This is a genomic window from Rhizobacter sp. P2_D12 (assembly GCF_056404395.1).
Genome location: NZ_JBFUEB010000004.1, coordinates 84,168 through 105,997, shown reverse-complemented (window position 1 = coordinate 105,997; position 21,830 = coordinate 84,168). Strand labels below are relative to the sequence as shown.

The following is a 21,830-nucleotide window of genomic DNA, read 5'->3' as shown; positions in this document are numbered from 1 at the left end:
GGGGGAATGGAGGGAGCGGTCAGGAGCGCAGCGCGCTGCCCGGCTTGTCGTTGGCCTTCAGCGCCACCAGCATCGCGCGGGCGGCTTCCTGTTCGGCGGCGCGGCGCGAACGGCCCTCGCCGGTCTGCGTGAGGCCCAGCGCCGGCACGGCGCACTCGACCTCGAAGGTCTGCGCATGCGCCTGGCCACGGGTGGTGACGATGCGGTAGGCCGGCACCGGCAGGCGGCGGGCCTGCAGCCATTCCTGCAATTCGGTCTTGGCGTCCTTCGACCAGCTGTCGATGTCGGTCGTCTCGATCACTTCGCCGAACAGGCGCTGCACCAGCGCCTGCGCGGCCTCGAAGCCGCCATCGCGGTAGGTCGCGCCGATGATCGCCTCGAGCGCATCGGCCAGGATCGACGGCCGCTGCGCGCCGCCGCCGCGCGCTTCGCCTTCGCTCAGGCGCAGCACCTCGGGCAGCCCGACCAGCAAGGCCACCTTGTGCAGGCTGTCCTCGCGCACCAGGTGGGCCCGCACGCGCGTCAGGTCGCCCTCGTCAGAGCCTGCGAAGCGCTCGAACAGCAGGTCGCTGATGGCCAGGCTGAGCACCACGTCGCCCAGGAATTCGAGGCGCTCGTTGTGGTCGGAGCCGAGGCTGCGGTGGGTCACCGCGCGTGCCAGCAGGTCCGGCTGGGTGAAGCGGTAGCCCAGTCGTTGCTGCAGGGCGGTCAGTCGGGCATCCACGCGTGCGGCCGGTTCAGCGGGGCATCGATTCGGGCCGCGGCCTTACCTCGAACGCCCTTCGTACTTCAGCAACAGGTAGACCGGCGCCATCAGCTCGATCTCCTTGTTGTAGGCAAAGCCGATCACGACCTTCTCGTTCACCTTGGTGATCTCCAGGTCCTTGCCGCTGATCGAGACGATCGAGTACTCGATGTCCTTCTGCTTGTCGAAAGCGGTGCGGATCTCGGGCACCGTGGTGGCGCCGCTGGTGGCGATCTTCTCGACCGCGCGCTTGATCGTGAAGTATTCGTTCAAGGTCGGCAGGACCTTCAGTCCGATGAGCGACACGATGCCGATCAGGATGGCCCAGAACATCAAGCCGAACAGCGTGACACCACGCTGGCGGGTAGGCCGGGCGGTCATTCCCCGAAGCTCCATCGTCATTTCCCTGCTGCTCCTGTTGCTGTTGGCCTGGCGGTTCAGTTGAACGAACCGATGCGCTTGAGGTTACCGAAATTCATCCAGACAAAGAAGGCCTTGCCGACGATGTTCTGGTCGGGCACGAAGCCCCAGAAGCGCGAGTCTTCCGAGTTGTCGCGGTTGTCGCCCATCATGAAATAGTGGCCGGCCGGCACCTTGCATGTCACGCCTTCCGCACTGTAGCGGCAGTTTTCCTTGAAGGGAAACGGGTCGTTCGGGCGCACGAAGGTGGGCCGCCGGGTGTCGACCAGGATGCGGTGGTTCGCCGGACCGAGCTTCTCGGTGTACTGGTCGAAGAAGCGCACCGTGTCCTCGTCGTAGAACTGGGCCATCGGCTGGGTCTCGACCGGCTTGCCGTTCAGGAAGAGGCGTTGGTTCAGGTAGGCCACCTCGTCGCCCGGCACGCCCACCACGCGCTTGATGTAGTCGACGCTCGGGTTGGCCGGGTAGCGGAACACCATCACGTCGCCGCGCTGCGGGTCGTTGATCTGCACGATCTTCTTGTTGATCACCGGCAGCCGGATCCCGTAGTGGTATTTGTTCACCAGGATCAGGTCGCCGATCAGCAGCGTCGGCACCATCGAGCCGGAGGGGATCTTGAAGGGCTCGAACAGGAACGAGCGCAGCAGGAAGACGACGAGGATCACCGGGAACAGCCCGGCGGTCCAGTCGAGCCACCACGGCTGCATCAGCAGCGTCTCGCGCGCCTGCGCGACGTTGCCGTCGACCTTGGCGATGCCCTGTGCGGCCAGGCGCTCGCGGCGCTCGGCATCCTGGCGCTCCAGCGTGGCCGCCGCGGCGGCGCGCCGGGGCGCGAAATGGAAACGCTCGGCCAGCCAGTAGGCCAGCGTCACGATCGTCAGGATGAACAGCAGCAGCGAGAAGTTGCCGGTCCATTTTCCGAGGTACCAGCCGCCGAGGTACAGCACGAGGCAGCCATAGAGCACACCGGTCAGAGAACCCATCAGAGAGCCCATCAATCGTCCACTTGGAGGATGGCCAGAAACGCTTCCTGCGGCACCTCGACGGAGCCGATCTGCTTCATGCGTTTCTTGCCGGCCTTTTGTTTTTCGAGCAGCTTGCGCTTGCGCGAGATGTCACCGCCGTAACACTTGGCGAGGACGTTCTTTCTCAGCGCCTTGATTGTCTCACGCGCGATGATGTTGGCCCCGATGGCGGCCTGGATCGCCACGTCGTACATCTGGCGCGAGATCAGCTCGCGCATCTTGGCCACCACCGCGCGGCTGCGGTAGGCGCTCTGGCTGCGGTGCACGATGATCGACAGCGCATCGACCTTGTCGCCGTTGAGCAGGATGTCGACCTTCACGACGTCGGCCGCGCGGTACTCCTTGAACTCGTAGTCCATCGACGCGTAGCCGCGCGACACCGACTTCAGCTTGTCGAAGAAGTCGAGCACGATCTCGGCCAGCGGCATCTCGTAGGTCAGCATGACCTGCCGGCCGTGGTAGGCCATGTTGATCTGGTTGCCGCGCTTCAGGTTGGCCAGCGTCATCACCGGGCCGACGTAGTCCTGCGGCATGTAGAGGTGCACCGTGACGATGGGCTCGCGGATCTCGTTGATGCGGCCGAGGTCGGGCATCTTCGACGGGTTCTCGACCTGGATCACCGTCTTGTCGCCCAGCTCGACCTCGTAGACCACGCTCGGGGCGGTGGTGATCAGGTCCTGGTCGAACTCGCGCTCCAGGCGCTCCTGGACGATCTCCATGTGCAGCAGGCCGAGGAAGCCGCAGCGGAAGCCGAAGCCGAGCGCCTGGCTGACCTCGGGCTCGTAGCGCAGCGACGAATCGTTGAGCTTGAGCTTCTCGAGGGCGTCGCGCAGCTGGTCGTACTCGCTCGCCTCGGTCGGGTAGAGGCCGGCGAAGACCTGCGGCTGGATCTCCTTGAAGCCGGGCAGCGCCTCGGCGGCCGGGCCGGCGTTGTTCGGCAGCTTCTTCTCGAGCGTGATGGTGTCGCCGACCTTGGCCGCCTGCAGCTCCTTGATGCCGGCGATCACGAAACCCACCTCGCCGGCGCGCAGCACGTCGCGCGCCAGCGACTTGGGCGTGAACACGCCCAGTTGCTCGGCGGCGTAGGCGGCCTCGGTGGCCATCATCTTGAAGCGCTCGCCCTTCTTCAGCTCGCCGTCGACCACGCGCACCAGCATCACGACGCCGACGTAGTTGTCGAACCAGGAGTCGATGATCATGGCCCGCAACGGGCCGTCCGGGTTGCCGCGCGGCGCGGGCATGCGGGTGATCACCGCCTCGAGGATGTCGTCGATGCCCTCGCCGGTCTTGGCGCTGCAAGGGATCGCATCGGTGGCGTCGATGCCGATCACGTCCTCGATCTCGTCCTTCGCGCGCTGCGGATCGGCCTGCGGCAGGTCCATCTTGTTCAGCACCGGCACGACGTGCACGCCGAGCTCGATCGCGGTGTAGCAATTCGCAACCGTCTGCGCCTCGACGCCCTGGCTCGCGTCGACCACCAGCAGCGCGCCTTCGCAGGCCGACAGCGATCGGCTCACTTCATACGAGAAGTCGACGTGCCCCGGCGTGTCGATCAGGTTGAGCTGGTAGGTCTGGCCGTTGCGCGCCCGGTACGTCAGCGCGGCGGTCTGCGCCTTGATCGTGATGCCGCGTTCGCGCTCGATGTCCATCGAGTCGAGCACCTGCGCTTCCATCTCGCGATCGCTCAGGCCCCCGCAGCGCTGGATCAGACGGTCCGCCAGCGTCGACTTGCCGTGGTCGATGTGGGCAATGATGGAAAAATTTCGGATGTGATCCATTGAACGATTCCGCTGCGCCGACGTTGATCGCATTCGACGCTGCAACGGCCGCGCCGTTGCGTTGGTGGCTCACATCGCATGCATGCGCGCTTGCGATGTGATGGGTATGCGGCTCTCGCGACCCTCGCCGTGAACAAAAAAAAGGCACGTCGAAGAACTGACGCGCCTTCCAACAAAACGTATGGCAACTGCTTGTTGGGCTTTCATTGTAGCCAAAAGGACCCCGCCGGAAACCGCGCCATTGCTTGATTTCTTGTCGTTGCAGGTCCCCAACAGCAAATCTTATCAACAACTTATCCACAAAGCCTTGTGGATCTCTTGGGGATAGTTTCAGCAACCTCTACTCGTTGACCGGATTGGCAATAAAGCCGATGCGCGACCTCTGAATTGTAGCCAAAAGCACGCTGAATTCGGTCCCTTGACCCACATATGCGAGCACACACTCACTTAAAGAAAATCGGACACTTCCGACTCCGGATTTTTTTGAGAGCGGCAGATCTCGCATTGCGAAACACGGACGGCAATCCCCATATCGGCAGTCGGATATCGGTGCCTGTGCCGCTTCACTTGAGTGCAGGGATGCGCAGGAACTGCGCCCAGTCCCCGCGCAGCACCGTGACGGGCAGCGACTTCGCCTTGTCGAGCTTGGACACCACCGCGTCGAACTGCTTCACGTCAGTGACGTCGGTGGTGCCGACCGCCACGATCACGTCGCCCGCGCGCAACCCGGCGGCCTCGGCTCCGCCGGTCACTGCCGCGACGCGCACGCCGGTGGCGCCGCGCAGCGCCTGGCGTTCGCTGTCGCCGAGGTTGGCCACCGTCAGGCCCCAGGCCTTCGCGGCACCGGCCGCGCGCGGCTCGGCCGGCACTTCCGCTCGCTCGGCCGCTGCGGCTGCGACCTGGGGGTTCAGTTCCGCGAGGCTCGCCTTGAAGTCCAGCAGCTTGCCGCGCCGGTTGACCTGCAACGCGACCGGCGACCCCGGCTTCAACGCCCCCAGCGTACGGCGCAGGTCGACCGCGCCGTCCACGGCCTTGCCGTTGACCGCGAGCACCACGTCGCCGGGCTGGATGCCGGCCTTGTCGGCCGGTGTGCCGCTGACGACCTGGCGCACGAAGGCGCCCTTCGCCTTGCCCTTCGCGAGGCCGTACTCCTCGGCCAGTTCGCGCGGAACGTCGATCGGCTGGATGCCCAGGTAGCCGCGCACTACGCGCCCGGTGGCCTTCAGCTGGTCGGCCACGCGCATCGCCTCGTCGATCGGGATCGCGAACGAGATGCCGACGAAGCTGCCGACCGGGCTGAGGATCTGCGAATTGATGCCGACCGCCTCGCCGCGGATGTTCAGCAGCGGGCCGCCGGAGTTGCCCGGGTTCACCGCGACGTCGGTCTGGATGAAGGGCACGTCGGAGCCGGTCTCGCGCTGCTTGGCGCTGACGATGCCGGCGGTGACGGTGCTCTCGAGGCCGAACGGCGAGCCGATCGCGAGCACCCATTCGCCCACGCGCAAACGGCCCACGTCGCCGATCTTCACCCATGGCAGCGCGGTGGCGTCGATCTTCACGAGCGCGACGTCGGTGCGTTCGTCGGCGCCGACGATCTTCGCCTTGAACTCGCGCTTGTCGGTCAGCGTGACGTAGACCTCGTTCGCGCCTTCGACGACGTGCGCATTCGTCATCACGTAGCCGTCGCTGCTGAGGATGAAGCCCGAGCCCTCGCCGCGCGGCGTCTCGTCGCCCGGCTGGGGCACCGGCCCGCGGCGGCGGAACGGGCCGCGCGGAGCCTCGGGCGCGCGCTCGGTGGTGCGGATGTTGACGACAGCCGGGCTGACCCGCTCGACCAGGTCGGCGAAATCGGGCAGCTCGCGCGCCTGCGCGTGCGCCATCGGGAGGGCGACAGGCACGACACCCAGCGCAACCGCCAGGCCCAAGGCCGCCAGGCCCGCGTTGATCAGAACTCGCATGCGACCACTCCCTCGATCATGTTGCCTTCGCCGGGGGCCGCGCGCGGCCCACCGCTATTTTCTGCGCTCGAGGCCGGCCGCGAACGCGCGCAGCGTGGCCGTCGGCACATCACCCATCACCGTGACCCAGAAATCGCCCTGGCGCCGCATCATCGTCTGCGTGGCGCCGATCACGGTGGACATCGCGCGCTGGTGGCGCTCGGCGTTGAAGGGCTCGATGAAGATGGAGACGAAGGTGAGCCCGTCGGAATAGACCGCCTGCAGCACCGGGTCGGCCGCGCCGCGCACGCGCAGGGCGCCGTCGAAGGGCCGCTTGACGCAGCTGACCATCGTGAAGCCGGGGATGTCGTGCTTGAGCGTCCAGCCCTCGGCCTCGAGCTGCGTCGCGGTGACGGGCGGGCGCACGATGCGGTAGCCGTCGAGCTTGCGCAGCGGCTGGGTCACCAACTCGACCTGCGGTTTCACGTTGATGCTGACGTCGGAGAACGCCGACGACTCCAGCACCTCGGCATGCTCGCCCAGCACCTCGGTGCGCAGCAGCAGGCCGGTCGTCTTCTCGGCCCACAGCCGGTAGCCGAAGCGGTGCGCATCCTTCGCGCGCAACTGCAGCACGTTGGCCTCGTGGCCGGCAACGCGCTCGACGCCCATCGGCTTGAGCTCGTAGAACTCCGCCACGTGCTGCGCCCCGGCCTGCAGCAGGCCGGGGAACGAGCTCATCCCGTCGCGCTGCTCGACCATCGCGACCCGGCTTTGCGGCCACACGGTGTGCACCAGGTCGTTCTGGCGCAGCACGTTGCGCATCTGGCCTTCCAGCGAATCGATGCGCTCGTACTGGTTGCGGCCTTCGCAGAAGTGCGCGATGCGCGAACTGGCGACCGTGCCGCCGGCACTGACGACGACCGTGCCCTGGAAGTTGCGCTTGTTCGCCGCCTCGTTGATGCGCGTGAGCCAGGTGTTGGTCTCGCGTGCCTCGACCAGCGGGTCGCCGCTGCCGCCGGCACCCTGCGCCCGGCTGGCCGGAGCGAACGCGACGAACGCACAACTCACCATCAACGCAGACAAGCGCAGCAGCATGGGGTCAGCAGTCCTGTGTCAGCGGGCGGGGGCTTCGGCTGCGGCATTGCGCAGGAAACCCGACGGAACGCCCGGCGCAGAACTGCCGCCGAACTTCTTGTGGACCGACAGGTATTCGTCCAGGCGGGCGTCGCGGATCAGCTGCCCGTTCAGCCGCACCGGCGCGGCTTCGGCCTGCGTCGTGCTGACGGCCTGCAGGCCGGGCGCGGCGGCAACGACCGGCGCGGGGCCGGCCTGCGCCAGCGTCGGCGTGCTGCCGAACGGCAGCGAACCCGGCACCGAGGTGACCACCAGTGCGCCGGCGACCACCATGAAACCGGCGGCCACCGCCACCGGCGTGCGCCATGCCCGGCGCGAACCGCCGGCGGCCGCCACCGCAGGCAGCGGCGCCAGCAGCGGCGCGGCCAGTTCGGCCGGCGCCAACACCACCGGCTCCTGTGCGAGCTGCTCGCGCAGGCGCAGCAGGAAGCTGCAATCGCGCTCGGCGGTCGACGCCAGGTCGCCGGAGCGCAGCACGTCGCCGATCAGCGCGTAGGCATGCCAGGTCGCGCGCGCCTGCGCATCGTCGCGCCACTGCCCGCACGCGCGGGCGCCGGCTTCGGACTCGAGTTCCCCATCGACCAGGGCCGACAGGTTCTCCATCGACGCACTGCTTTCAGACGACTGTGACATTTCCAGCTCCAGCATTCACATTCAGCAAGTGGCACGGCAAGCGCTTCACCAGCGATCGCCTTCCCGGGTGTCCAACAACGGCCGCAGGCGCTGCGCGATCGCCTCGCGGGCGCGGAAGATGCGCGATCTGACCGTCCCGATCGGGCAATTCATCACTTCGGCAATCTCTTCGTAGCTCAGGCCCTCGATTTCGCGCAGCGTGATCGCCTGGCGAAGATCCTCAGACAGTGCATCGATCGAAGCGTTCACTGTCGCCGCAATTTCTTTCGACGCCAGCAAGGCTTCGGGTGTCTCGCCGTCGCTTAGTTCATTCTCGATCCGGGAAGTTTCGTCATCATCATCCCTCAGCGCGCGTGCCGATTCCGTCACGAGCGGGTCGCGTTTCATCTCGACCAGGGCCTTCTTCGCGGTGTTGACCGCGATCCGGTACAGCCAGGTGTAGAAGGCGCTGTCGCCGCGGAACTGCGGGATGGCCCGGTAGGCACGGATGAAGGTCTCCTGGGCGATGTCCTGCACCAGGTCGGTGTCGCGCACCATGCGGCCGATCAGGCGCTCGATGCGGCGCTGGTACTTGACGACCAGCATCTCGAAGGCCTTCACGTCGCCGCGCTTGATGCGCTCGATCAGCGGGGCGTCGGCGTCGGTGGCGGTCATGGCGGCTGGCCCGCGCCCGGGGCGCCGAACAAGGTGCTGCGGAAGCGGTGCCAGGCCGCACCCAGCCCGCGGCGCTGCACCGGCAGCCAGCGCGGGGCGCCGGAACCCGGCGGATGCGGCACGAATTGCAGCAGCAACCACGCGCCGGCATCGATCGCGACGCGCAGCGTGCCGGCCTGCGGCTCGGACGCGCCGGGCGTCAGATGCCAGCACCGGGTGTCCCAGCGCAGCTGGAACGGGCGGACGCGGCCGAGCGTGAACAAGGCCAGCGTCGCGCCGGCGCATGCGAGCCACAGCAGCATGCCCGCCGGGGATGCCGGCGCGCGCTCGGTGGCCAGGGCCCACGCGAGGCCGCAGCCCCACACGGCCGCACCCAGCCCCGCCAGGCCGGCGCGCCAGGCACCGAAGCGCGTCACCGAGACCTGGAATTCAGCTGGCGCGTGCATGCGCGGCGCTCGTGGCGATCACACGCGCTTGAACACCAGGGTGCCGTTCGTGCCGCCGAAACCGAAGTTGTTCTTCACCGCGTACTCCATCTTCAGGTCGCGCGCGGTGTTGGCGCAGTAGTCCAGGTCGCACTCGGGATCCTGGTTGAAGATGTTGATGGTCGGCGGCACCACCTGGTGGTGCAGCGCGAGCGTCGTGAAGACCGATTCGATGCCGCCGGCACCGCCCAGCAGGTGGCCCGTCATCGACTTGGTCGAGCTGACGACCATCTTCTTCGCATGGTCGCCGTAGGCCAGCTTGATCGCGTTGCTCTCGTTGACGTCACCCAGCGGCGTCGAGGTGCCGTGCGCGTTCAGGTACTGGATCTGGTCGGGGTTCAGCCCGGCATTGCGCAGCGCCGCCTTCATCGAGCGCTTCGGCCCGTCGACGTTCGGCGCCGTCATGTGGAACGCGTCCGCACCCATGCCGAATCCGACCAGCTCGGCGTAGATCTTCGCGCCACGCCGCTTGGCATGCTCGTATTCCTCGAGCACCACCACGCCGGCGCCTTCGCCGAGCACGAAGCCGTCGCGGTCCTTGTCCCAGGGGCGCGAGGCCGTGGCGGGATCGTCGTTGCGCGTCGACAGCGCACGCGCCGCCGCAAAGCCGCCTATGCCCAGCGGCGAGACGGTGGATTCGGCACCGCCGGCCACCATCACGTCGGCATCGCCGTACTCGATCAGCCGGCCGGCCTCGCCGATGCAGTGCAGGCCGGTGGTGCAGGCGGTGACGATGGCCAGGTTCGGGCCCTGGAAGCCGTACTTGATCGACACATGCCCCGAGATCATGTTGATGATCGAGGCCGGCACGAAGAACGGCGAGACACGCCGCGGACCGCGCTCCACCAGCTCGGCATGGGTCTCCTCGATCATCGGCAAGCCGCCGATGCCCGAGCCGACGAGGCAGCCGATGCGTTCGGCCTGCTCCTCGGTCAGCGCATCGCCGGTCGGCAGGCCGGAATCCTGCACGGCCTGCATCGATGCGGCCAGGCCGTAATGGATGAAGGTGTCCATGTGCCGGGCTTCCTTGGCGGGGAAGTAGTCCTCCACCTTGAAACCCTTGACCTCGCCGGCGAAGCGACAGGCGAAGGGCGACGCATCGAACTTGGTGATGGTCGCGATGCCGGAACGCCCGGCCACGATGTTGGCCCACCCCTCGGCCACCGTGTTACCCACGGGACTGATGAGGCCGAGCCCGGTGACGACGACGCGGCGACGGCTCATGCGATTGCTGCTCGGTTGGGAATGAAGGCTCAGGCCTTCTGGTGCTTGACGGCGTAGTCGATCGCCAGCTGCACGGTCGTGATCTTCTCGGCTTCCTCGTCGGGGATCTCGATGCCGAACTCGTCTTCGAGGGCCATCACCAGTTCCACGGTGTCGAGCGAATCAGCGCCCAGGTCTGCCACGAAAGCCTTCTCGTTGGACACATCGGCTTCCGGAACGCCCAGTTGTTCCGCGATGATTTTCTTCACACGTGCTTCGATATCGCTCATGACTCCTCCAAGAGGGTTTGCTGAAACAGCCCGAGATTCTAAGGCTTGCAGGGTGTCGGCTCTAAGTCAGGCTGACACGCTGGAAACCAGGTTCCGGTCGGGGCCTTCCGGTCGGTCTGGAAATGCGTTCGACGCGAGATGACGGTGGTTGGCGTCAGTTCATGAACATGCCGCCATTGACGTGCAACTCCGCGCCGGTGATGTAGCCGGCCTGGGCCGATGCCAGGAAGGCCACCGCATGCGCAATGTCGCTCGCCTGGCCGAGCCGGCCCAGCGGAATCTGCGCCAGAAGCCCGGCCGTCTGCTGTTCGGACAGCTCGCTGGTCATGTCGGTCTGGATGAAACCCGGGGCGACGCAGTTGACGGTGATGCCGCGGCTGCCCAGCTCGCGCGCCAGCGCGCGCGTCATGCCGGCCACCCCCGCCTTCGACGCCGCATAGTTGGCCTGGCCGGCGTTGCCGCTGGCACCCACCACCGACGTGATGCTGATGATGCGCCCGAAGCGCTGCTTCATCATCGGGCGGATGACGGCCCGGCTGAGGCGGAACACCGCCTTCAGGTTGGTGTCGATCACCGCATCCCAGTCGTCGTCCTTCATGCGCATCGACAAGGTGTCGCGCGTGATGCCGGCGTTGTTGACGAGGATCTGCAGCCCGCCGTGCTCCTTGACGATCGCATCGACCGCCGCCTCGACGCCCGGGCCGTCGTTGACGTTCAGGCACAGGCCGCGGCTGCCGGGAAAGGCGGCCAGCGCCGCGCCGATCGCGTCGGCGCCCGCCGGTGTGGTGGCGGTGCCGATGACCTTGGCACCCTGCGCGGCCAGCGCCAGCGCAATGGCCCGGCCGATGCCGCGCGAAGCGCCGGTCACCAGGGCCACCTGGCCGGTCATTGTCGATTCACTCATTGCAGCAGGCCTTTCGCTTCAAGCAGCGTCGCGGGATCGTGGATCGCCGCCGTGACCGCGTCGGGGTCGATGCGGCGGATCGTGCTGGCCAGCACCTTGCCCGGGCCGCATTCGAAGATGTGCCGGATGCCGCGGCCGCGGATCGCCTGCACCACCTCGACCCAGCGCACCGGCCCGCAGGCCTGGCGCACCAGGGCGTCGCGGATCATCGCCGGATCGTCCTGCACCGCGACGTCGATGTTGTTGACCAGCGGGATGCGCGGCGCGTTCAGCGAAACGGCTTCGAGCCGCGCCTTCAGTTGCTCGGCGGCCGGGCGCATCAGGCTCGAGTGGAACGGTGCCGAGACGGACAGTTGCAGCGCACGCTTGGCACCCTTGTCCTTCAGCAGGCTGCAGGCGAATTCGACGGCGGCCTTGGTGCCGGCGATCACGGTCTGCTTCGGGTCGTTGAAGTTCGCGGCCTCGACGATTTCTCCGGAGGCGGTGCTCGCCTCGGCACACCCGGCACGCACGACCTCGGCATCCAGCCCGAGGATCGCCGCCATGCCACCGGCCCCGACCGGCACCGCCTGCTGCATCGCCTGCGCGCGAAAGCGCACCAGCGGCAACGCATCGGACAGGCTCAGCACGCCGGCCGCCACCAGCGCGGCGTATTCGCCGAGCGAATGGCCGGCCACCACCGCGGGCTGCAGGCCGGTTTCAGCGAGCCATGCGCGCAGGCAGGCCACGCCTGCGGTCAGCATTACCGGCTGGGTGTTCTCGGTCAGGTCGAGCGCTTCCTTCGGGCCGGCGTGGATCAGCCGGCCCACGTCGACGCCGAGCGCCGACGTGGCTTCGGCCAGCGTGTCGCGCACGGCGGCGTGATCGCCCCAGGCGTCGAGCATGCCGACAGCCTGCGAGCCCTGGCCCGGGAAGACGAATGCAAACGGTGTCATGTCAATGCCTTGAATCTCGGCAACCAGTGGGCTCAATAGTCGAGCAGCACCGCGCCCCAGGTGAATCCGCCGCCGACGCCCTCGAGCATCACGGTGTCGCCGCGCTTGACGGTGCCGGCGCGCACCGCCACGTCGAGCGCCAGCGGAATGGAGGCGGCGGACGTGTTGCCGTGTTCGTCCACCGTCACGACCAGCTTGTCCAGCGGCAGCTTCAGCTTCTTCGCCGTGCCCTGCATGATGCGGATGTTGGCCTGGTGCGGGATCAGCCAGTCGATGTCGGCATCGGTGCGGCCGGCCTTCGCGAGCACCGAGCGGGCCACGTCTTCGAGCACGCCGACTGCCAGCTTGAACACCGCCGGGCCATCCATCTTCAGCAAGGGGTCGCCGGTGATCTTGCCGCCGGAGACCGAACCCGGCGTGCACAGGATGTCGACGTGGCGGCCATCGGCATGCAGCTCGCTGGCCAGGATGCCGGGGGTGTCGCTGGCCTCCAGCACCACGGCACCGGCGCCGTCGCCGAACAGCACGCAGGTGGTGCGGTCGTTGAAGTCGAGCAGGCGCGAGAACACCTCGGCGCCGATCACCAGCGCCTTGCTGGCGGCGCCGGTGCGGATCATCGAATCGGCCACCGTCAGCGCGTAGACGAAGCCGGAACACACGGCCTGCACGTCGAACGCGGCGCAGCCGGCGACGCCCAGCTTGTGCTGCACGATGGTCGCGGTGGACGGGAACACCATGTCGGGCGTCGAGGTCGCGACGATGATCAGGTCGATCTGCGCGGCGCTGATGCCGGCCGCCTCGAGCGCATGGCGCGCGGCCGSCACGGCCAGGTCGCTGCAGGGCACGTCGGGCTCGGCAAAGTGGCGCGCGCGGATGCCGGTGCGCGCGACGATCCATTCATCGGAGGTTTCGACACCCTTGGCAGCCAGCTCGGCGGCCAGGGCTTCGTTGGTCAGTCGCTTGGGCGGCAGGAAGCTGCCGGTGCCGGCGATGCGCGAATAGCGGTTCGAAGAGGGGTGGGTCATGCAGCGAGGGCGGCACCGGCTTCCGGCGGCTCGCCGGCGGCACCTGCAGGGGTCGGCAAGGCGTGCAGCGAATCGCGAATCCGGTCGTGCACCCGATCCAGCAAGTGATTGCGGGCCGCATCATAAGCCCGATTCAAGGCCTGCTCGAAGGCATAGGCATCGGACGAACCGTGCGCCTTGAACACCAGGCCGCGCAGCCCCAGCAGCGCACCGCCGCTGTAGCGCCGGTGGTCGACGCGGTGCTTGAAATGGTTCAGCACCGGCAGCGCGACCAGCGCGGCCATCTTCGTGAAGATGTTGCGGGTGAATTCCTGCTTGATGAAATTGGACAGCATCGATGCGAGGCCTTCCGCCGTCTTCAGCGCGACGTTGCCGACGAAACCGTCGCAGACGACGATGTCGGTCGTGCCCTTGAAGATGTCGTTGCCTTCGACGTTGCCGTGGAAGTTGATGTGCCCGCCTTCGGCCGCGGCGCGCAGCAGCTCGCCGGCGCGCTTGATGGTCTCGTTGCCCTTGATGACCTCTTCGCCGATGTTCAGAAGGCCGACACTCGGGTTCTCCTTGCCGTCGACCGCCGCCACCAGCGCGCTGCCCATCACGGCGAACTGCAGCAGGTGCTCGGCGCTGCAGTCGACGTTGGCACCCAGGTCGAGCACCGTCGTGTAGCCGTCCTTCTGGTTGGGCATCACCGCGGCGATCGCCGGGCGGTCGATGCCGTCGAGCGTCTTGAGCAGGTAGCGCGCCACCGCCATCAGCGCGCCGGTGTTGCCGGCCGACACGCAGGCATGCGCACGCGGCGGCTGGCCATCCGCCCCGGCCTTCAGCTGGCCGAGCGCGATGCGCAGCGACGAATCCTTCTTGCGGCGCAACGCCACCTCGACCGCGTCGTCCATCTCGACGACTTCGGAGGCGACGACGCTGTGGCAGCGCTCCCAGCGCGCGGCCGGCGCCAGCGCCTCGGCACGGCCGACCAGCACCACTTCGGCCTGCGGGTGGGCGGCCAGGAAGGCCCGGCAGGCCGGTAGCGTGACGGACGGACCGTGGTCGCCGCCCATGCAGTCGACGGACAGCCGGATGACATCGATCGCGCCGGATGGCGACATCGCGTTCATGGTGACAAAGGAAGCAAGGGGAGCAACGGGATCAAGCCGGCGCGACCAAAAAGACAAACACCCGGCACTGCAGCGCGCCGCAGGCCGGGTCGGTACAAGGTCTCGCCGGGTTCACGCATCGTGCCTTGGCCGCGACAGGGCGCGAACAGGCGGAATTGCGCGACAACAGACTCAGGCGTCAGCCTTGGTCTTCAGGACCTTGCGCCCACGGTAGAAACCGTTGGGGCTGATGTGGTGACGCAGGTGCGTCTCGCCGGTGGTCGGCTCGATCGCGATGCCCGGGTTCACCAGGGCATTGTGCGAACGGTGCATGCCGCGCTTCGAAGGCGACTTCTTGTTTTGCTGAACGGCCATGAAAATTCTCCTTGAGACTCCTGGACACTCTCGCAGGAGCCAGGCGGGGTGCACTGACAGACAAGTCAGCGCCTTGACGAAAAAGCCTGCGATTCTAGCATGGCCCCCCAGGCCGGGATCAATTGGGCAGGCTGCCGCGCTTCAGCGCCGCCAGGCCGGCGAACGGATGGGGCGCCTTTTCCGCCTCGTCCTCCTCGTCGGCCGGCAGCACCAGCGGCTGCGGGCACTCGGCGTGGCGCGGGACGATCGGCAGCGACAGCAGCAGCTCGTCCTCGATCAACTCCAGCAGGTCGAGGTCGCGGTTCAGCGCCAGCACGTCCTGCTCGCTCTCGGCATCGAGCGCGGCGGCGGCGTCCTCGCCGGGGACGAACAGCAACGAGCGGTCGATCGAGATCGGCGTGGCAACGGCCGACAGGCAGCGCTGGCATTCGAGCTCGACCTCGGCATCGGCACGCAGGTGCAGCCAGGTCTCGACGATGCCGGCCCGGCCTTCCCGGCGTTCGCCGTGGGCCGACCAGCTGATGTTTGCGGCACTGCCGGGCAGCGCCGTCTGCTGCAGGCGGGCCAGCATGGCCAGCGGCCAGACGCCGGCCAGCTCGGCAGATTCCTTGGCGAACGCCTCGACGTCCAGGTGGCGGGGATCGGAAACACGCGACTTCATGCGTCCAGTGTACCGAGGCCGCACGATGGGAGAATCGCCGCATGACCCCACGTCCCCCTCTGATCCTGGGCTCCACGTCGCGTTACCGTCGCGAGCTGCTGGAGCGCCTGCGCCTGCCGTTCGAGGTGCGCTCCCCGTTGGTCGACGAGACGCCGCGGGCCGGCGAAGCCCCGGCGGCGCTGGCGCTGCGGCTGGCGCTGGCCAAGGCGCGTGCCGTCGCGGCACAGGCACCGGACGCGGTGGTGATCGGCTCGGACCAGGTGGCCGATCTCGACGGCCAGCCGGTCGGCAAGCCGGGCGACCATGCGCGCGCCGTCGCGCAGCTGCAGGCGATGCGCGGCCGCACCGTCGTGTTCCAGACCGCGGTGGCGGTGGTGCACCAGTCGGCCGGCTTCGAGGCCTCGGCCCTGGTGCCGGTGCGGGTGCGCTTCCGCGACCTGGGCGACGCCGAGATCGAGCACTACCTGCGCACAGAGCAGCCGTACGACTGCGCCGGCAGCGCCAAGTCCGAGGCGCTGGGCATCGCATTGCTGGCCGCCATCGAATCCGATGACCCGACGGCGCTGGTCGGCCTGCCGCTGATCCGCACCGCCGACCTGCTGCGCCAGGCGGGCATCGACCCGCTCAAGCCCTGACCCGATGGCCAGCCGCGGGCAATTGTTCCTGGTGCCGAACACGCTCGATTTCGGCGTCGCCGGCGACGCCGACCTGCGCGAGGTGCTGCCGATGGGCGTGCTGCGCACCGCAGCCTCGCTCGGGCATTGGGTGGCCGAGAACGCGAAGACGACGCGGGCGTTCCTGAAGCGGGTCGACGCGGTGGTTCCGCTGGCGCGTCCACTGCAGGAGCTGTCCATCGTCGAGTTGCCGCGCCCGCCGAAGGGCCGGGATGCGGTCGCCGCCGACCTGAAACCGCTGCTGGCCCCGGCGCTCGCCGGCCACGACGTCGGCCTGATCTCCGAGGCCGGCCTGCCGGCGATCGCCGATCCGGGCAGCGATCTGGTGCGGGCCGCGCATGCGTTGTCGCTGGAGGTGGTGCCGCTGGCGGGGCCCAGTTCGCTGTTGATGGCGCTGGGCGCGAGTGGCCTGAACGGCCAGAGCTTCGCGTTCGTCGGCTACGTGCCGGTGGACGGCGCGCAGCGTACGAGCCGGCTGCGCGAGCTGGAAACGCTGTCGCGCAAGGCCGCGCAGACGCAGCTGATGATCGAGACGCCCTACCGCAATGCGGCGCTGCTGGCGGCCCTGCTGGGCGCGCTGCAGCCGCAGACCCGGCTGTCCGTCAGCTGCGGCCTGACGCTCGCCGGCGCATGGACGCGCAGCGCCACGGTGGCCGAGTGGCGCAGCCACCCCACCGCGCTGCCCGCCGACGTGCCGGCGGTGTTCGCGCTGCTGGCAGGCTGAGCGCGCTCAGGGCTGCGCAGGCGCGGGCTTGGCGCCGAACAGCGCCGCAACCTTCTTCTTCGGCTTGATGTTGGGCGACAGGCGCCCGGCGGCCGGCGCCGCGGCGGCCTTGCTTTCCCAGGCCGGCTCTGCAGCGCTGGAACTCGGCTCGTAGGGCTTGTCGAAGAACGGATCGGCCGGCGGGCGCGGCGGCGCGTAGCTGCGCTGCGGGCGTGCCTCGCGCGGCTCGCGCGATTCGCCGACGGGGCCATCGTCCCAGCTGCGGCGCGGGCGCTCGCTGCGTTCGCCCCGGTCGCTGCGGTCCGACATGCGCGGGCGGGCATCGTCGAGTTCCAGCGGCTCGAGCTCGATCTTCTTCTTGATCAGCTTCTCGATGTCCGACACGAGGCGCGCGTCATCGCGCGTCACCAGCGTCACCGCCAGGCCCGAAGCGCCCGCGCGCCCGGTGCGGCCGATGCGGTGCACGTAGTCCTCGGCATTGAAGGGCACGTCGAAGTTGAACACCGCCGGCAGGTCGGCGATGTCGAGCCCGCGCGCCGCGACGTCGGTGCAGACCAGCACGTCGACCTCGCCACGCTTGAACGCGTCCAGCGCCTTCAGGCGCTCGTCCTGCGACTTGTCGCCGTGCAGGGCATTGGTCTTCAAGCCCTCGCGCTCCAGCGAGCGTGCCAGGCGCGCGCAACCGAGCTTGGAGTTGACGAAGACGATCGCCTGCTTCAGGTCGCGCTCGACCAGGATCTTGCGAATCGCAGCGCGCTTGTCGTCCGACGTCACGCTGTAGAAGCGCTGCTCCACGTTCGTCGCCGTCGCGTTCGGCCGTGCCACCTCGACCAGCACCGGGTCCTGCAGGTAGCTTTCGGCAAGCTTCTTGATCTCGGTCGAGAAGGTGGCCGAAAACAGCAGCGTCTGGCGCTGCTTCGGCAGGTAGCTCAGGATGCGCTGCAGGTCGGGCAGGAAGCCGATGTCGAGCATGCGGTCGGCCTCGTCGAGCACGACGTACTCGACCTGGTTCAGCACCGCGTTCTTCGCCTCGATGTGGTCGAGCAGGCGGCCCGGCGTGGCGATCAGCACCTCGACGCCGGCTTTCAGCTCGAGCGTCTGCGGCTTCATGTCGATGCCGCCGAAGACCACGGCCGCGCGCAGCTTGGTGTGCTTGGAATACGTCTTGATGTTCTTGGCGACCTGGTCGGCCAGCTCGCGCGTGGGGGCCAGCACCAGTGCCCGCACCGGGTGCCGCGCCGGCGACATGCTGGCGTTCTCGTGCCGCAGCATCTTGTGCAGCAGCGGCAGCGAGAAGGCAGCCGTCTTGCCGGTGCCGGTCTGGGCGGCGCCCATCACGTCGCGGCCGGCCAGCACGATCGGGATCGCCTTGGCCTGGATCGGCGTGCACTTGGTGTAGCCCGATTCGGCAACGGCCTTCTGTAGGACAGACGCGAGCCCGAGGGAAGAAAACTCGACGGCCGGAGGGCTGTCCGTCGTGTCGGCGGCCTGCTCCGAGCCGGTACCGACGCCGTCCTGCTTGTGTTCAATCATTCGCGGATTATCCCCTGTACGGGAAACCATCCCCCCGACGGAGTGAACGAAGCCCGCCTGCCGAGCGCGTTCAACGGKTGAACGCTCTCGCATACACTCCCGCGTTCACCCGTTGAACGCAGCACGCTCCCGTGAAAGCCCCCCCGTCACGCCCGACCGAAGACTTGGCCACCATGCTGGAGGCGCTGCGGCTTCTGGCCGAGCGGCCGGAGCTGTCGCAACGGCAATTGTCTCAGGCCATGGGCGTCAGCCTCGGCAAGACGCACTATGTGTTGCACGCGCTGCTCAACAAGGGGCTGATCAAGATCCAGAACTTCCGGCGCAGCGGCAAGAAGATCGCCTACGCCTATCTGCTGACTCCGCAAGGCGTGAAAGAGAAACTGCAACTGACCCAGGCCTTTCTCGCGCGCAAGGAGGCCGAGTTCGAGACCTTGCGCAACGCCATCTCGGCGCTGCGCAAGGAAATCACCGACGCCGGCAGACCGAAGGACGACGCGGAATGAAGCTCGGCGTGTCTCTGGGCGGCTTGGCGGCAATGCAGCTGGTCTCCAGCCTGCTGCTGCAGATCGCAATCCTGGGCATTCTCGGGGCCGGCGAGGAAACCGACGCATGGGTGGCGGCACAAGCGGTGCCGCTGGTCGTGTTCGCGGTGCTGTCCGTCGCACTGCAGGGCGCATGGCAGTCGCGCCTGGCGGTGGCAGCGCACGATCGCGCGCAATGGTCGACTCTACAGCGAACGGCCCAAGGCCAGCTGCTGCTCACGTTCGGCATCGTCACGGCCGCGCTGGTCGCCACTGCATTCATCTGGGTTCCCTGGGTGTTTATCGGGATGGGTGCCCACCGCAGCACGCTGACCGTCGAGATGACGCAGTTGCTGCTGGTCGCTGCCTTGCTGAACGGACAGTCCGCCCTGCTGACAACCGCCTTGCGGGCACGCGGCGACTTCATCGCCCCGGAAGCCACCGCGCTGGCCGGCTCGATCGGGACCATCGTCCTGGCCGTGCTCACCGTACCGCACTTCGGCATCATTGCCGCTGCCTGGGCGAGTCTGCTGCGATCTGCCTTGGTCAGCATGATCCTGTTCCATCGCGCAGGCCGCCCCGTGCCTTCGCTCCCGGCCGCATGGCACGACTCGCAGGGCTGGCGACAGGCCCGGCCGATTCTGGTGGGATCGTCGTTCTACAAGACCGGGCCGCTCGTGGACCGCTTCTGGAGTTCACTGGCGCCGGCCGGCGGGATGACGCTCTTCAATTTCGTGCAGATGGGCATGGGGGCGATGGCTTCAGTTCTCGAGCGCGCGCTGTGCATGCCCGTCGTGCCCACCCTCGCCCGCTCCGCCGAGGCCTGCGACTGGATCGGCATGCGCGCCACCTACCGCCGTTCGATCGTCCGCGTCGGCTTGTCGAGCCTGGCGATCCTGATCGCCCTGCTGGCACTTCGTCCCGTCTGGCCGATGATCGCGACGCCTGTCCTCAAGTTGCGTGCCGACGCCTTGCTGCAATCGTGGTGGCTGTGCGTGCTGCTCGTGGGCTATCTGTTCCCGGCTGCGGCAGGGTCCGTGGTCGTGTCATCGTTCTACGCGCTCGGTGATACGCGCACGCCGACCCGGATCGGTATCGCGGGGTTTTGCCTCTCGCTCGCATTGAAGGCTGGCGGTTTCCTGTGGATCGGCCTTGTCGGCCTCGCGTTGGCGACCATGGCGCACTACCTGGGCAACATGCTCGCCATGCTGTGGATCCTGGAGCGCCGCATTGGCCGCCTGATCAGTGCACCCGCGACGGAGCAGGCCTGACCTGACTTCACCAGATAATCGGCCCCCTCATGGACAACAAATCCCTCTCCATCGGCACCTGGCTCAAGTTGACCGCCCTCGGCTCGCCGCTCGTCGCCGGTGCACTCGATCGGCTGGCGAGAGCACTGCCGCGCCGAGCGTCCGAAGGACCGGTGGCGGACGTCGTCTTCGTGACACCGCCCAAGCCGGCCCAGGGCTGGATCCTCGATGCCATCTGCCGGGAAATCGGCACCCGGCTGCCCGGCCTGGACGTCCGCTACTGCGCCTTCGGGACACCGCTGCCGGCATCGCGGCGCTATTTCTTCTCGCACTACATGTACTACGTGGGTTCGCTGTCGCGCCTGCGCCCGTTCCGCCTTGGACAAAGCCATGTGTTCGCGACGCACCTCGAAGCCTCGAAGCACGGCGTGTCCGACGAGATGCTGGCACGCCTGCTGAACACGAGCGACTCCATCATCTGCATGAACGACGCCTTGCGCGACAGGCTCGCCAGCCTCGGCGTCGAACCGAACCGACTGAGTGTGAGTGTCGGGGCGGCCAGTGCCGCCGTCTACAGGCCGCATCCGCGGCGTGCCGACGGCAAGGTCGGATTCTGCTCGGCGTACTACCCCCGCAAGTCGCCGGACCTGGTGCTCGAGGTCGTGCGCGCCATGCCGCACCGCAAGTTCGTGCTGCTCGGCAAGGGCTGGGATGCCTATCCGCGGTTTGCCGAGCTGTGCGCGCTGCCCAACTTCGAGCTCGTCGACACCACCTACGAGCACTACCCGGCGTTCTATGCCCAGATGAGCGTGTTCATCTCGGCATCGCAACTCGAAGGCGGGCCGATCCCGCTGCTGGAGGCGATGATGTCGAACGCCGTGCCGGTGGCCAGCCGCACCGGATTCGCACCCGACGTCATCGAACACGGCAAGAACGGCTTCCTGTTCGACATCGGCACCCCGGCGGCGCAGGTGTGCGCGCTGGTCGAGCGGGCATTCGAGCTCGACTGTGCCGTCGACGAAACCGTACGCCACTGCGACTGGGTGCCCTATGCCGCCAAGATCGCCGACCGCATGGGCATCCGCGCGCCGCAAGCGGCCATCACGGCCCTGAAGCCGGCCTGAGCCCTCCTTTTCCGCACGACGAATCAACCATCACCCGATCGCCGATGAACAGCACTGTCGACAACAAGGCCGCACATCCAGACTACGCCGTGCGTGCGCTCAACCCGGAGCGGCTGGCCGCGGTGGAGCGCCATGCGGGCGACGTGGTACTCGACGTCGGTTGCGGCAACGGTGCCTACGTGCTCCACCTGGCCGACCGGTATCGCATCCGCGGCATGGACTACCGCCAGTTCGAAGCCTGGAAGCAGCGCCCCGAGCTGTTCGACGTGTCGGATGCGCAGGAGCTGCAACTGCCCGACGCCAGCGTCGACACCATCCTGTCGTTCGAGACGCTGGAGCACCTGCCCGATCCGGCGCGCGCGCTGCGCGAGTACTTTCGCGTCAGCCGCAAGAACCTGATCCTCACGGTGCCCAATTGCACGCTGACGCCGGGCATGCGCGGCAGCGGCATGATCTACAACCACTGGATCGACCGCACCCACGTCAACTTCTGGGACATGGACGGCCTGTGCCGCGAGGTGGAAGCGGCGGGCTTCAAGGTCGAGGTCAGGCAGCCCATCAATCACCTCAACCTCGGCCCGGTCGCGATGGAAGCGCTGGGGCTGCGCAATTCGGCGGCGCGGTATGGCGCGGCGCTGTTCCGGCGCCTGCAGCGAACCCGGTACCCGATGACCTCGCTGGTCGTTGCGGTCAAGCCTGGCGCGTGATT

Annotated in this window: 24 protein-coding genes; 6 read left to right on the top strand and 18 right to left on the bottom strand. The window is 67.8% G+C overall.

Annotated elements, in window-relative coordinates:
* Positions 1 to 19 precede the first annotated feature (19 nt).
* The 17 genes from rnc to AC1DYN_RS02430 all read right to left on the bottom strand — a co-directional run bounded on the left by rnc (position 20) and on the right by AC1DYN_RS02430 (position 15,295).
* Complete coding sequence (gene rnc, locus AC1DYN_RS02510) at positions 20 to 724, bottom strand: ribonuclease III (protein WP_477957522.1); 705 nt, start codon at positions 722 to 724, stop codon at positions 20 to 22.
* Positions 725 to 766: 42 nt separating this feature from the next.
* Entirely contained in the window at positions 767 to 1,126 is a 360-nt protein-coding gene (locus AC1DYN_RS02505; RefSeq protein WP_477957521.1) for a DUF4845 domain-containing protein, read from the bottom strand.
* Positions 1,127 to 1,182: 56 nt separating this feature from the next.
* Positions 1,183 to 2,148 carry a signal peptidase I gene (gene lepB / locus AC1DYN_RS02500; protein ID WP_477957520.1) on the bottom strand — a complete coding sequence of 322 codons (966 nt, stop codon included), beginning with the start codon at positions 2,146 to 2,148 and terminating at the stop codon, positions 1,183 to 1,185.
* A gap of 11 nt (positions 2,149 to 2,159) precedes the next feature.
* On the bottom strand, positions 2,160 to 3,968 hold the full coding sequence (gene lepA, locus AC1DYN_RS02495) for a translation elongation factor 4 (RefSeq protein ID WP_477957519.1): 1,809 nt from the start codon (positions 3,966 to 3,968) through the stop codon (positions 2,160 to 2,162).
* 563 nt (positions 3,969 to 4,531) lie between these two features.
* Positions 4,532 to 5,926 (bottom strand): Do family serine endopeptidase, encoded by a 1,395-nt coding sequence (locus AC1DYN_RS02490; protein WP_477957518.1) that lies wholly within the window; start codon positions 5,924 to 5,926, stop codon positions 4,532 to 4,534.
* Between the two features lie 54 nt (positions 5,927 to 5,980).
* Positions 5,981 to 7,000: a MucB/RseB C-terminal domain-containing protein gene (locus AC1DYN_RS02485; RefSeq protein WP_477957517.1), complete on the bottom strand. Its 1,020-nt coding sequence runs from the start codon at positions 6,998 to 7,000 to the stop codon at positions 5,981 to 5,983.
* An 18-nt stretch (positions 7,001 to 7,018) separates the two neighbouring features.
* Positions 7,019 to 7,672 (bottom strand): sigma-E factor negative regulatory protein, encoded by a 654-nt coding sequence (locus AC1DYN_RS02480; RefSeq protein WP_477957516.1) that lies wholly within the window; start codon positions 7,670 to 7,672, stop codon positions 7,019 to 7,021.
* Between the two features lie 45 nt (positions 7,673 to 7,717).
* Entirely contained in the window at positions 7,718 to 8,326 is a 609-nt protein-coding gene (rpoE, locus tag AC1DYN_RS02475) for an RNA polymerase sigma factor RpoE (protein WP_477957515.1), read from the bottom strand.
* The gene (locus AC1DYN_RS02470; RefSeq protein ID WP_477957514.1) at positions 8,323 to 8,772 is read right to left on the bottom strand and encodes a hypothetical protein; all 450 of its coding nucleotides are present in this window, start codon (positions 8,770 to 8,772) and stop codon (positions 8,323 to 8,325) included. The genes rpoE and AC1DYN_RS02470 overlap by 4 nt, the downstream gene beginning before the upstream one ends.
* Positions 8,773 to 8,790: 18 nt before the next feature.
* Complete coding sequence (fabF, locus tag AC1DYN_RS02465) at positions 8,791 to 10,035, bottom strand: beta-ketoacyl-ACP synthase II (protein WP_477957513.1); 1,245 nt, start codon at positions 10,033 to 10,035, stop codon at positions 8,791 to 8,793.
* A 29-nt stretch (positions 10,036 to 10,064) separates the two neighbouring features.
* Entirely contained in the window at positions 10,065 to 10,304 is a 240-nt protein-coding gene (acpP, locus tag AC1DYN_RS02460; RefSeq protein ID WP_009552529.1) for an acyl carrier protein, read from the bottom strand.
* A gap of 154 nt (positions 10,305 to 10,458) precedes the next feature.
* Positions 10,459 to 11,208, bottom strand: a complete 750-nt coding sequence (gene fabG / locus AC1DYN_RS02455; protein ID WP_477957512.1) for a 3-oxoacyl-ACP reductase FabG — start codon at positions 11,206 to 11,208, stop codon at positions 10,459 to 10,461.
* Positions 11,205 to 12,143 carry an ACP S-malonyltransferase gene (gene fabD, locus AC1DYN_RS02450; RefSeq protein ID WP_477957511.1) on the bottom strand — a complete coding sequence of 313 codons (939 nt, stop codon included), beginning with the start codon at positions 12,141 to 12,143 and terminating at the stop codon, positions 11,205 to 11,207. The genes fabG and fabD overlap by 4 nt, the downstream gene beginning before the upstream one ends.
* Before the next feature lie 32 nt (positions 12,144 to 12,175).
* Entirely contained in the window at positions 12,176 to 13,168 is a 993-nt protein-coding gene (locus AC1DYN_RS02445) for a beta-ketoacyl-ACP synthase III (protein WP_477957510.1), read from the bottom strand.
* A complete protein-coding gene (gene plsX / locus AC1DYN_RS02440; RefSeq protein ID WP_477957509.1) occupies positions 13,165 to 14,271 on the bottom strand; it encodes a phosphate acyltransferase PlsX in 1,107 nt (368 codons plus the stop codon). The genes AC1DYN_RS02445 and plsX overlap by 4 nt, the downstream gene beginning before the upstream one ends.
* Positions 14,272 to 14,451: 180 nt before the next feature.
* Positions 14,452 to 14,634: a 50S ribosomal protein L32 gene (gene rpmF / locus AC1DYN_RS02435; protein WP_477957508.1), complete on the bottom strand. Its 183-nt coding sequence runs from the start codon at positions 14,632 to 14,634 to the stop codon at positions 14,452 to 14,454.
* A 118-nt stretch (positions 14,635 to 14,752) separates the two neighbouring features.
* Positions 14,753 to 15,295 carry a YceD family protein gene (locus tag AC1DYN_RS02430; protein WP_477957507.1) on the bottom strand — a complete coding sequence of 181 codons (543 nt, stop codon included), beginning with the start codon at positions 15,293 to 15,295 and terminating at the stop codon, positions 14,753 to 14,755.
* 41 nt (positions 15,296 to 15,336) lie between these two features.
* Between AC1DYN_RS02430 and AC1DYN_RS02425 the strand changes: the two genes are divergently transcribed.
* Positions 15,337 to 15,930: a Maf family nucleotide pyrophosphatase gene (locus AC1DYN_RS02425; RefSeq protein ID WP_477957506.1), complete on the top strand. Its 594-nt coding sequence runs from the start codon at positions 15,337 to 15,339 to the stop codon at positions 15,928 to 15,930.
* A 4-nt stretch (positions 15,931 to 15,934) separates the two neighbouring features.
* Complete coding sequence (locus AC1DYN_RS02420) at positions 15,935 to 16,693, top strand: SAM-dependent methyltransferase (RefSeq protein ID WP_477957505.1); 759 nt, start codon at positions 15,935 to 15,937, stop codon at positions 16,691 to 16,693.
* A gap of 6 nt (positions 16,694 to 16,699) precedes the next feature.
* Here the strand turns inward: AC1DYN_RS02420 and AC1DYN_RS02415 are convergent, their stop codons facing one another.
* Complete coding sequence (locus tag AC1DYN_RS02415) at positions 16,700 to 18,226, bottom strand: DEAD/DEAH box helicase (protein ID WP_477957504.1); 1,527 nt, start codon at positions 18,224 to 18,226, stop codon at positions 16,700 to 16,702.
* Positions 18,227 to 18,399: 173 nt separating this feature from the next.
* Here AC1DYN_RS02415 and AC1DYN_RS02410 point away from each other — a divergent pair, with 173 nt between their 5' ends.
* Genes AC1DYN_RS02410 through AC1DYN_RS02395 form a run of 4 tightly spaced genes read left to right on the top strand, consistent with a single transcriptional unit; the run spans position 18,400 to position 21,828 of the window.
* On the top strand, positions 18,400 to 18,729 hold the full coding sequence (locus AC1DYN_RS02410; protein ID WP_477957503.1) for a MarR family EPS-associated transcriptional regulator: 330 nt from the start codon (positions 18,400 to 18,402) through the stop codon (positions 18,727 to 18,729).
* Complete coding sequence (locus tag AC1DYN_RS02405; RefSeq protein ID WP_477957502.1) at positions 18,726 to 20,018, top strand: lipid II flippase MurJ; 1,293 nt, start codon at positions 18,726 to 18,728, stop codon at positions 20,016 to 20,018. Before AC1DYN_RS02410 ends, AC1DYN_RS02405 begins: the two co-directional genes overlap by 4 nt.
* A 29-nt stretch (positions 20,019 to 20,047) precedes the next feature.
* Positions 20,048 to 21,121, top strand: coding sequence for a glycosyltransferase family 4 protein (locus AC1DYN_RS02400; protein WP_477957501.1), 1,074 nt, complete (start codon positions 20,048 to 20,050; stop codon positions 21,119 to 21,121).
* A gap of 44 nt (positions 21,122 to 21,165) precedes the next feature.
* Positions 21,166 to 21,828 carry a class I SAM-dependent methyltransferase gene (locus tag AC1DYN_RS02395; RefSeq protein WP_477957500.1) on the top strand — a complete coding sequence of 221 codons (663 nt, stop codon included), beginning with the start codon at positions 21,166 to 21,168 and terminating at the stop codon, positions 21,826 to 21,828.
* The last annotated feature ends 2 nt before the right edge of the window (positions 21,829 to 21,830 follow it).

Excerpts from the sequence above, each read along its gene's own strand:
- AC1DYN_RS02420 (WP_477957505.1), top strand. The coding sequence starts at position 15,935 with ATGGCCAGCCGCGGGCAATTGTTCCTGGTGCCGAACACGCTCGATTTC.
- fabG (WP_477957512.1), bottom strand. The coding sequence starts at position 11,208 with ATGAGTGAATCGACAATGACCGGCCAGGTGGCCCTGGTGACCGGCGCT.
- plsX (WP_477957509.1), bottom strand. The coding sequence starts at position 14,271 with ATGTCGCCATCCGGCGCGATCGATGTCATCCGGCTGTCCGTCGACTGC.
- rpoE (WP_477957515.1), bottom strand. The coding sequence starts at position 8,326 with ATGACCGCCACCGACGCCGACGCCCCGCTGATCGAGCGCATCAAGCGC.
- lepA (WP_477957519.1), bottom strand. The coding sequence starts at position 3,968 with ATGGATCACATCCGAAATTTTTCCATCATTGCCCACATCGACCACGGC.
- acpP (WP_009552529.1), bottom strand. The coding sequence starts at position 10,304 with ATGAGCGATATCGAAGCACGTGTGAAGAAAATCATCGCGGAACAACTG.
- AC1DYN_RS02430 (WP_477957507.1), bottom strand. The coding sequence starts at position 15,295 with ATGAAGTCGCGTGTTTCCGATCCCCGCCACCTGGACGTCGAGGCGTTC.
- AC1DYN_RS02400 (WP_477957501.1), top strand. The coding sequence starts at position 20,048 with ATGGACAACAAATCCCTCTCCATCGGCACCTGGCTCAAGTTGACCGCC.
- rpmF (WP_477957508.1), bottom strand. The coding sequence starts at position 14,634 with ATGGCCGTTCAGCAAAACAAGAAGTCGCCTTCGAAGCGCGGCATGCAC.
- AC1DYN_RS02485 (WP_477957517.1), bottom strand. The coding sequence starts at position 7,000 with ATGCTGCTGCGCTTGTCTGCGTTGATGGTGAGTTGTGCGTTCGTCGCG.
- AC1DYN_RS02425 (WP_477957506.1), top strand. The coding sequence starts at position 15,337 with ATGACCCCACGTCCCCCTCTGATCCTGGGCTCCACGTCGCGTTACCGT.
- AC1DYN_RS02415 (WP_477957504.1), bottom strand. The coding sequence starts at position 18,226 with ATGATTGAACACAAGCAGGACGGCGTCGGTACCGGCTCGGAGCAGGCC.
- fabF (WP_477957513.1), bottom strand. The coding sequence starts at position 10,035 with ATGAGCCGTCGCCGCGTCGTCGTCACCGGGCTCGGCCTCATCAGTCCC.
- AC1DYN_RS02470 (WP_477957514.1), bottom strand. The coding sequence starts at position 8,772 with ATGCACGCGCCAGCTGAATTCCAGGTCTCGGTGACGCGCTTCGGTGCC.
- AC1DYN_RS02410 (WP_477957503.1), top strand. The coding sequence starts at position 18,400 with ATGCTGGAGGCGCTGCGGCTTCTGGCCGAGCGGCCGGAGCTGTCGCAA.
- lepB (WP_477957520.1), bottom strand. The coding sequence starts at position 2,148 with ATGGGTTCTCTGACCGGTGTGCTCTATGGCTGCCTCGTGCTGTACCTC.
- AC1DYN_RS02505 (WP_477957521.1), bottom strand. The coding sequence starts at position 1,126 with ATGACCGCCCGGCCTACCCGCCAGCGTGGTGTCACGCTGTTCGGCTTG.
- AC1DYN_RS02480 (WP_477957516.1), bottom strand. The coding sequence starts at position 7,672 with ATGTCACAGTCGTCTGAAAGCAGTGCGTCGATGGAGAACCTGTCGGCC.
- AC1DYN_RS02490 (WP_477957518.1), bottom strand. The coding sequence starts at position 5,926 with ATGCGAGTTCTGATCAACGCGGGCCTGGCGGCCTTGGGCCTGGCGGTT.
- AC1DYN_RS02405 (WP_477957502.1), top strand. The coding sequence starts at position 18,726 with ATGAAGCTCGGCGTGTCTCTGGGCGGCTTGGCGGCAATGCAGCTGGTC.
- fabD (WP_477957511.1), bottom strand. The coding sequence starts at position 12,143 with ATGACACCGTTTGCATTCGTCTTCCCGGGCCAGGGCTCGCAGGCTGTC.
- AC1DYN_RS02395 (WP_477957500.1), top strand. The coding sequence starts at position 21,166 with ATGAACAGCACTGTCGACAACAAGGCCGCACATCCAGACTACGCCGTG.